Raw genomic sequence first — 8,956 nt, forward strand, 5'->3', positions numbered from 1 at the left:
TGTCAGTGCCGTGTCGGTCCCGTGTGGGCGGGCCCTCGCATACTCGTTCCGCATTCGCCGACAGAGGGGAGGGAGGGGGTCTCCCGCATGCGCTTCGCAGCCGGTCCGCCGCGCTCCCGCATGCGTGCCCCGCAGGACGATGACCACCGACCACTCCTCGCACACCACCTCCGCCCGGGCCACCCCCGGCGGTCCGATGACCGTCGTCCTCGACCTCACCGGCCAGGACCCGGCCGCACCGCCCGTCCTCGAACTGCGCGGCCCCGTGGACCCGCACCGCGTCGAGGCCGCCCTCGACCGCCTGGCCCGGCTCGGCACACGCCCCGCACCCTCCTGGCGGCCGCGCCTGGAACCCGCCGACGACGGGCACCACACCCTGCGCCTGACCCCGGACGGGCCGCCGGCCGCCGAAGCGCCCTTCCCCGCCGGGCTCTTCGCGGACCTGCTCACCGTCGCGGAGAGCGGCCCCGCGCCCGCGCCCCGGATCGAGCCGACCCCGCTGCAACGCGAACTCCTCGCGGACGCGGACGCCCACCCCGGCACCGAGGGCTGGTGCGAACAGCTCGCCGTCACCTGGTACGGGCCGCTCGACCCGGAACGGCTCGCCGCCGCCTGGCAGTCCGTCGCCGAACGCGAGAGCGTGCTGCGGGCCGCCTTCGAGGAGGGGCCCGAGCCGTGGATCGTCTGCCACGAGGGCGCCGGGCCCGAAGTGCTGCGCTTCCCGCACGGCAGCGTGGACTGGCACGCGCTGGTCGAGGCCGACCGGCGCCGGGGACTCGACCCGCGCCGCCCGGGACCGCTGCGCGTCACCTTCCTGGGCGGCGGCCCGGACGCGGCGGGCAGCACCCGCGTCCTGCTGAGCTTCCACCCCGCGCTCCTCGACGACTGGAGCGTGCGGCTGCTGCTGCACGAGTTCTACCGCGCCTACCTGGCGGGCGGTGAGCTGCCCGGCGGCGCCCGCCGCCCCGACCTCGGCGACTACACGCGCTGGCTCGCGGCCCAGGACACCGCACCGGCCCGCGAGTTCTGGCGCGACGCCCCGCCCGGCCCCGCCGCCCGGCTGCCCGCCGGGGACGGCACCGGTCAGGTCCGGACCCGGATCACGCCCGAGGAGAGCGAACGGCTCGCCGCATGGGCGGGAGCCCTCGGCTGCCCGGAGAGCAGCGCCCTGCACGCCGTGTGGGCGCTGGCCCTCTACCGGGCCGGCGGCCACGCGGCCGCGGCCGACATCGGCTTCAGCGCGGCGGTCTCGGGCCGGGGCATCCTCCTCGACGGCGTCGAACGGCTGCCCGCCGCCCTGCGCAACCCGCTGCCCATGACCGCCGGCGTCAACCCGTACGCCCCGCTCGCCGAACTCCCGGCCCGCCTGCGCGACCAGGCCCTGGACGCGGCCGGGTACGAGTGGGTGTCGCAGGGGCGCATCCGGTCCTGGACCCGCCCCGGCGGCACCCCCGCGCCGACGGCCGTCCCGCGCACCGGCAGCCTCGTCGTCTTCGAGAACCGGCCGCGCCCGCCCGGCGACCTCGCACCCGCGCTCGCCGCGCTGGGCGTCCGCGTCAGCACCCCCGAGACGCTGGGCGCGCGCACCGGATTCCCGCTCACGCTCGTCGCCCACCGGGACGACGAGGGCGGCCTGGTGCTCACCGCCACCTGTCTCGGAACGGGCCTCGCCCAGGCCGAGGACCTGCTCACCAGGACCGCGCACGCCCTGCGCGAACTGCCGCGCACGGCAACGCCCGCGACGACGGTCGGCGGGGCGCTCGCGCTCCTCGCGGCACCGCCGGACCGGGTGCCGCGCGGACGGCCCGGCACCCGGCGCACGGCCGCCGCACTGACGGAGCTGCGCCCCGCCGCGCGCCCCGGCACCGGCACCGTCTGCCTGGTCCGGGCGCCGGGGACCCCGCTGTCCGCGCTGACCCGGGTCGCGTACGCCTACCGGGGGCCGGAGGCCGTGGTGCTGCTGCGGCCGCCGTCGCACACGGACGCCACCGCCCCGGCCGCCGACGCGGTGGCGGAGGCGCTGACCGGCCTCGGCGGGCCGCTCGTGCTCGGCGCGTTCTGCGGGGGCGGCGAGCGTGCCTACGCGCTCGCCGGGCAGCTCGTCGCCGCCGGTTCCCGGCCGCCCGGAGTGGTCCTCACCGGCACCGCGACCCCGGCCGGAACCTTCGCCCACACCCTCGAAGCGGTGGTCCGCCGCATCCGGTGACCGCCGCGGTCACCGTCAACCGCCCCACCTCACACCTCAGGAGAGTCATGACGACACGTCTGTTCACCTCGGAGTCCGTGACCGAGGGACACCCCGACAAGATCGCCGACCAGATCAGCGACGCGATCCTGGACGCGCTCCTCGCACAGGACCCGGGCTCCCGCGTCGCGGTGGAGACCCTGATCACGACCGGGCAGGTCCACATCGCGGGCGAGGTGACGACGTCGGCGTACGCGGACGTGCCGGGCATCGTGCGCAAGACCATCCTCGACATCGGCTACGACTCCTCCGCCAAGGGCTTCGACGGCACCTCCTGCGGGGTCTCCGTCTCCATCGGCGCGCAGTCCCCGGACATCGCGCAGGGCGTCGACACGGCGTACGAGAAGCGCGTCGACGGCTCCGGCGACGACACGCTCGACCAGCAGGGCGCCGGCGACCAGGGGCTCATGTTCGGCTACGCGTGCGACGAGACGCCGAGCCTGATGCCGCTGCCGATCGACCTGGCCCACCGCCTCTCGCGCCGCCTCACCGAGGTCCGCAAGAACGGCACCGTCCCCTACCTGCGCCCCGACGGCAAGACCCAGGTGACGATCGGCTACCTGGGCAGCCGCCCGGTGCGCCTGGACACCGTCGTCGTCTCCAGCCAGCACGCCGCGGACATCGACCTCGACGGCCTGCTGACCCCCGACATCCGCGAGCACGTCGTCGAGCACGTCCTGAACGAACTCGCCGACGAGGGCATCAAGCTGGAGACCGACGACTACCGGCTCCTGGTCAACCCGACCGGCCGCTTCGAGATCGGCGGCCCGATGGGCGACGCCGGCCTCACCGGCCGCAAGATCATCATCGACACGTACGGGGGCTACGCCCGGCACGGCGGCGGCGCCTTCTCCGGCAAGGACCCGTCGAAGGTGGACCGCTCGGCGGCGTACGCGACCCGCTGGGTCGCCAAGAACGTCGTCGCCGCCGGCCTCGCCACCCGCTGCGAGGTCCAGGTCGCGTACGCGATCGGCAAGGCGGAGCCGGTCGGTCTCTTCGTGGAGACCTTCGGCACCGCGAAGGTCGCCCAGGCCCGGATCGAGAGCGCCATCCGAGAGGTCTTCGACCTGCGCCCGGCCGCCGTCATCCGCGACCTGGAGCTGCTGCGCCCCATCTACCGGCAGACCGCCGCCTACGGGCACTTCGGCCGCGAACTGCCCGACTTCACCTGGGAGCGCACCGACCGCGTCGAGCAGCTCAAGGCCGCCGCCGGTCTCTGACAGCGTCCACCGGCCCAGTTGACAGGGACAGGAGTTCCTATGCGTATCGCGGTGACAGGTTCCATAGCCACCGACCACCTGATGGTCTTCCCGGGCCGGTTCGCGGACCAGCTCATCGCCGACCAGCTCGCCCATGTGTCGCTCTCGTTCCTCGTGGACGACCTGGAGGTGCGGCGCGGCGGAGTGGCGGCCAACATCGCCTTCGGGCTCGGCTCGCTCGGACTGGATCCGCTGCTGGTCGGCGCCGTCGGCAGCGACTTCGCCACGTACGAGGTGTGGCTCAAGGAGCACGGCGTCGACACCGGTGCGGTGCGCGTGAGCGACGAGCGGCAGACCGCCCGTTTCTCGTGCATCACCGACCAGGACGACAACCAGATCGCGGCGTTCTACGCGGGCGCCATGGCGGAGGCCCGGGAGATCGACCTGACGGCCGAGGCGGCCCGGGCCGGCGGCGTCGGCTTCGTCCTCGTCGCCCCCGACGACCCTGCCGCCATGCTGCGGCACACCGCGGCCTGCCGGACCCTCGGCGTCCCCTTCGCCGCCGACCCCTCCCAGCAGCTCGCCCGCCTCGACGGCGACGAGGTGCGCGAGCTGGTCGACGGCGCCCGGTGGCTGTTCACCAACGAGTACGAGGCGGCCCTCCTGCTGGAACGCGCCTCCTGGGACCGCGACGACGTGCTGGGCCGCGTCGGCACCTGGGTCACCACGCTCGGCGCGCGGGGCGTCCGCATCGAGAGCGCCGGTGCCCCCGCCCTGACCGTGCCGGGCATCGCGGGCGTCGAGACCGCCGACCCGACCGGGGTGGGCGACGCGTTCCGCGCGGGCTTCCTCGCCGCCACGGTCCGGGGCGCCGCCCCGGAGCAGGCGGCTCGGCTCGGCTGCACGGTCGCCTCGCTGGCGCTGGCCGCGGTGGGATCCCAGGCGTACGAGCCGGAGGCCGGGCGGCTGCTGGACATCCTGCGGCGGCAGTACGGCTCCGAGGCGGCGGACGCGCTCGCCCCCGTCCTGGGCGGTGCGTCATGACCGCGGGGGAGCGGGTCGCCGCGCTCCGGGACGCGCTCGCCACCCGTGTGGTGGTGGCCGACGGCGCGATGGGCACCATGCTCCAGGCCCAGGACCCGACCCTTGAGGACTTCCAGCAGCTGGAAGGGTGCAACGAGGTCCTCAACGTGACCCGCCCCGACATCGTGCGCTCGGTCCACGACGCGTACTTCGCCGTCGGCGTGGACTGTGTCGAGACGAACACCTTCGGAGCCAACCACGCGGCGCTCGGCGAGTACGACATCCCCGAGCGGGTCCACGAGCTGTCCGAGGCCGGTGCGCGCATCGCCCGCGAGGTCGCCGACGAGTACACCTCCTCCACCGGCGAGCAGCGCTGGGTGCTCGGCTCCATGGGCCCGGGCACCAAGCTGCCCTCGCTCGGGCACATCCGGTACGCCACGATCCGGGACGGCTTCCAGGCGAACGCCGAGGGGCTGCTCGCCGGGGGCGCCGACGCGCTGATCGTGGAGACGACGCAGGACCTCCTCCAGACGAAGGCCGGTCTGGTCGGCGCGCGCCGCGCGATGGACGCGACGGGGGTCCGGGTCCCGCTGATCTGCTCGCTCGCCTTCGAGACGACCGGGACGATGCTCCTCGGTTCGGACATCGGCGCGGCGCTCACGGTCCTGGAACCGCTGGGCATCGACCTCATCGGGCTGAACTGCTCGACCGGTCCTGCCGAGATGACCGAGCACCTGCGCCACCTGGCCCGCCACTCGGCGACCCCGCTGATGTGCATGCCCAACGCGGGCCTGCCCGTGCTGGGCGCGGACGGCGCCTACTTCCCGCTCGGGCCCGACGGCCTCGCGGACGCGCAGCAGGCGTTCGTACGGGACTACGCGCTGTCGCTGGTCGGCGGCTGTTGCGGGACGACGCCGGACCACCTGCGGGCGGTGGTGGAGCGGGTACGCGGCAGCGTGCCGCCGGACCGCACCCCGCAGCCGGAGCCGGGCGCCGCGTCGCTCTACCAGACGGTGCCGTTCCGCCAGGACACCGCGTACCTGGCGATCGGTGAGCGTACGAACGCCAACGGTTCCAAGAAGTTCCGCGAGGCCATGCTGGAGGCCCGCTGGGACGACTGCGTCGAGATGGCCCGGGAGCAGGTCCGCGAGGGCGCGCACATGCTCGACCTGTGCGTCGACTACGTGGGCCGCGACGGGGTCGCCGACATGGACGAGCTCGCGGGGCGGCTCGGGACCGCGTCGACGCTGCCGATCGTGCTGGACTCCACCGAGGTGGACGTGTTGCGCACCGGCCTGGAACGGCTGGGCGGACGGGCCGTCGTCAACTCGGTCAACTACGAGGACGGGGACGGGCCCGAGTCCCGCTTCGCCAAGGTCACCCAGCTGGCCGCCGAGCACGGCGCGGCGCTCATCGCCCTGACCATCGACGAGGAGGGCCAGGCCCGCACCGTCGAGCACAAGGTGGCTGTCGCGGAACGGCTCATCGCCGATCTGACCGGCACCTGGGGCATCCGCGAGTCGGACATCCTCATCGACACCCTGACGTTCACCATCTGCACCGGTCAGGAGGAGTCCCGCAAGGACGGGATCGCCACGATCGGGGCGATCCGCGAGCTGAAGCGGCTCCACCCGGACGTGCAGACGACCCTGGGCCTCTCCAACATCTCCTTCGGCCTGAACCCGGCCGCCCGGGTCGTGCTCAACTCCGTCTTCCTGGACGAGTGCGTGAAGGCGGGGCTGGACTCGGCCATCGTGCACGCCTCGAAGATCCTGCCGATCGCCCGGCTTGAGGAGGAGCAGGTCAAGGTCGCGCTCGACCTGATCTACGACCGCCGCGCCGAGGGTTACGACCCCCTCCAGAAGCTCATGGAGCTGTTCGAGGGCGTCAACATGAAGTCCCTCAAGGAGGGCAAGGCCGAGGAACTGGCCGCCCTCCCGCTGGACGAACGCCTCAAGCGGCGCATCATCGACGGCGAGAAGAACGGCCTGGACGACGACCTCGCCGAGGCGCTGACCACCCGTAAGGCCCTGGACATCGTCAACGACACACTGCTGGACGGCATGAAGGTCGTCGGCGAGCTGTTCGGCTCCGGGCAGATGCAGCTGCCGTTCGTCCTCCAGTCCGCCGAGGTCATGAAGGCCGCGGTGGCGTTCCTGGAACCGCACATGGAGCGGGCCGAGGGCGAGGAGGGCAAGGGCACCATCGTGCTGGCCACCGTCCGGGGCGATGTCCACGACATCGGCAAGAACCTGGTCGACATCATCCTCTCCAACAACGGCTACAACGTGGTCAACCTGGGCATCAAGCAGCCCGTTTCGGCCATCCTCGACGCGGCGGTGGAGCACAAGGCGGACGTCATCGGGATGTCGGGGCTCCTCGTGAAGTCCACGGTGATCATGAAGGAGAACCTGGAGGAGCTGAACCAGCGCAAGCTGGCCGCCGACTACCCGGTGATCCTCGGCGGCGCGGCTCTGACCCGCGCCTACGTCGAGCAGGACCTCCACGAGATCTACGAGGGCGAGGTGCGCTACGCGCGCGACGCCTTCGAGGGCCTGCGCCTGATGGACGCGCTCATCGCCGTCAAGCGCGGCGTCCCCGGCGCCACGCTGCCCCCGCTCAAGCAGCGCCGCGTACCGCTGCGGGAGCCGAAGACCGAGGAGCCGGGGGACGGCGGCCGGTCGGACGTGGCCGTCGACAACCCGGTCCCCGCCCCACCGTTCTGGGGCAGCCGGGTCGTCAAGGGCATCCCGCACAAGGAGTACACCTCCTGGCTGGACGAGGCCGCCCTGTTCAAGGGTCAGTGGGGGCTGAAGGGCGACACGATCGAGGCGGAGGGCCGGCCGAGGCTGCGGATGTGGCTGGACCGGCTGCGTACCGAGAACCTGCTCGAAGCGGCCGTCGTGCACGGCTACTTCCCCTGCGTGTCCAAGGGCGACGACCTGATCATCCTGGACGAGAACGGGCACGAGCGGACCCGGTTCACCTTCCCCCGCCAGTCGCGTGGCCGCCGCCTGTGCCTGGCGGACTTCTTCCGGCCCGAGGAGTCCGGCGAGACGGACGTCGTCGGGCTCCAGATCGTGACCGTCGGCTCGAAGATCGGCGAGGCCACCGCGGAGCTCTTCGCCTCCGGCTCCTACCGCGACTACCTCGAACTCCACGGGCTCTCCGTACAGCTGGCGGAGGCGCTGGCCGAGTACTGGCACGCGCGCGTCCGCGCCGGACTCGGGATCGCCGACCGCGAACCCGACGGCCTGGACGGCATGCTGCGCACCGAATACCAGGGCTGCCGCTACTCGCTGGGCTACCCGGCCTGCCCGGACCTGGAGGACCGCGCCAAGATCGCGGACCTGCTGCGGCCGGAGCGGATCGGGGTGCACCTCTCCGAGGAGTTCCAGCTCCACCCGGAGCAGTCCACCGACGCGATCGTCGTCCACCACCCCGAGGCGTCGTACTTCAACGCGGGCCGGGCCGGGGGTGGCCGGTGATGGGCCGGGCCATGGACCGTCCGACGTTCTCCTTCGAGTTCTTCCCGCCCCGCACCGCCCAGGGCGAGCGGACCCTGTGGCAGGCCATCCGCCGCCTGGAGCCGCTGCGCCCCGACTTCGTGTCCGTCACCTACGGCGCGGGCGGGTCGTCCAGGGACCGCACCATCGAGGTCACGAAGCGCCTGGTGACCGAGACGACCCTGCGGCCCGTCGCCCACCTGACCGCCGTCGGGCACTCGGTGGCCGAGCTCCGGCACATCATCGGCCAGTACGCGGACGCCGGGGTGCGGGACGTCCTGGTGCTGCGGGGCGACCCGCCCGGCGACCCCAAGGGGGAGTGGACCGCGCACCCGGACGGCTTCCACCACGCCTACCAGCTGGTCGAACTGGTCCGCTCGCTGGGCGACTTCACCATCGGTGTCGCCGCCTTCCCCGAGCGGCACCCGCGCTCGCCCGACTGGGACAGCGACATCCGCCACTTCGTCGCCAAGTGCCGCGCCGGTGCCGACTACGCCATCACGCAGATGTTCTTCGACGTGGAGGACTATCTGCGGCTGCGGGACCGGGTGGCGGCGACCGGCTGCACCACCCCGATCATCCCGGAGATCATGCCGGCCACCGACGTCCGGCAGATCCGCCGCTTCGCGGAACTCTCCGACGCCGCCTTTCCCGAGGACCTGGCCCACCGCCTGGAAGCCGCGCAGCACCGGCCCGACATCGCGTACGAGATCGGCGTGGCCCACGCGACGCTGATGGCCGACCGGCTGCTCGCCGAAGGCGCGCCCGGGCTGCACTACATCACGCTGAACAAATCGACGGCGACCCTCGACATCCACCGCAACGTCATGAGCACTAGGAGCCTCCATGCCAGTTGAGACCTTCGATTTCAAGGTCGCCGACCTCTCCCTTGCCGCTTTCGGGCGGAAGGAGATCACTTTGGCCGAGCATGAGATGCCCGGTCTGATGTCGATCCGCAAGGAGTACGCCGCAGCGCAGCCGCT

6 protein-coding genes are annotated in these 8,956 nt (G+C 72.9%); all 6 read left to right on the forward strand.

Going from position 1 to position 8,956, the window contains the following annotated elements; genetic code table 11:
• Positions 1–139 precede the first annotated feature (139 nt).
• Positions 140–2,206, forward strand: coding sequence for a condensation domain-containing protein (locus ACFZAT_RS33100; RefSeq protein WP_391269611.1), 2,067 nt, complete (start codon positions 140–142; stop codon positions 2,204–2,206).
• A gap of 47 nt (positions 2,207–2,253) precedes the next feature.
• On the forward strand, positions 2,254–3,465 hold the full coding sequence (gene metK, locus ACFZAT_RS33105; protein ID WP_391269613.1) for a methionine adenosyltransferase: 1,212 nt from the start codon (positions 2,254–2,256) through the stop codon (positions 3,463–3,465).
• 39 nt (positions 3,466–3,504) lie between these two features.
• Positions 3,505–4,488: a PfkB family carbohydrate kinase gene (locus ACFZAT_RS33110; RefSeq protein ID WP_391269614.1), complete on the forward strand. Its 984-nt coding sequence runs from the start codon at positions 3,505–3,507 to the stop codon at positions 4,486–4,488.
• Positions 4,485–7,955, forward strand: a complete 3,471-nt coding sequence (gene metH / locus ACFZAT_RS33115; RefSeq protein ID WP_391269616.1) for a methionine synthase — start codon at positions 4,485–4,487, stop codon at positions 7,953–7,955. The genes ACFZAT_RS33110 and metH overlap by 4 nt, the downstream gene beginning before the upstream one ends.
• A complete protein-coding gene (metF, locus tag ACFZAT_RS33120; RefSeq protein WP_391269618.1) occupies positions 7,955–8,830 on the forward strand; it encodes a methylenetetrahydrofolate reductase [NAD(P)H] in 876 nt (291 codons plus the stop codon). The genes metH and metF overlap by 1 nt, the downstream gene beginning before the upstream one ends.
• Positions 8,820–8,956, forward strand: a 137-nt coding sequence (locus ACFZAT_RS33125) for an adenosylhomocysteinase (RefSeq protein WP_391269620.1), incomplete at its 3' end; no start/stop codon positions are given. The genes metF and ACFZAT_RS33125, both read left to right, overlap by 11 nt.

Source organism: Streptomyces sp. NPDC008163 (assembly GCF_042956885.1).
Classification (GTDB): domain Bacteria; phylum Actinomycetota; class Actinomycetes; order Streptomycetales; family Streptomycetaceae; genus Streptomyces; species Streptomyces drozdowiczii_A.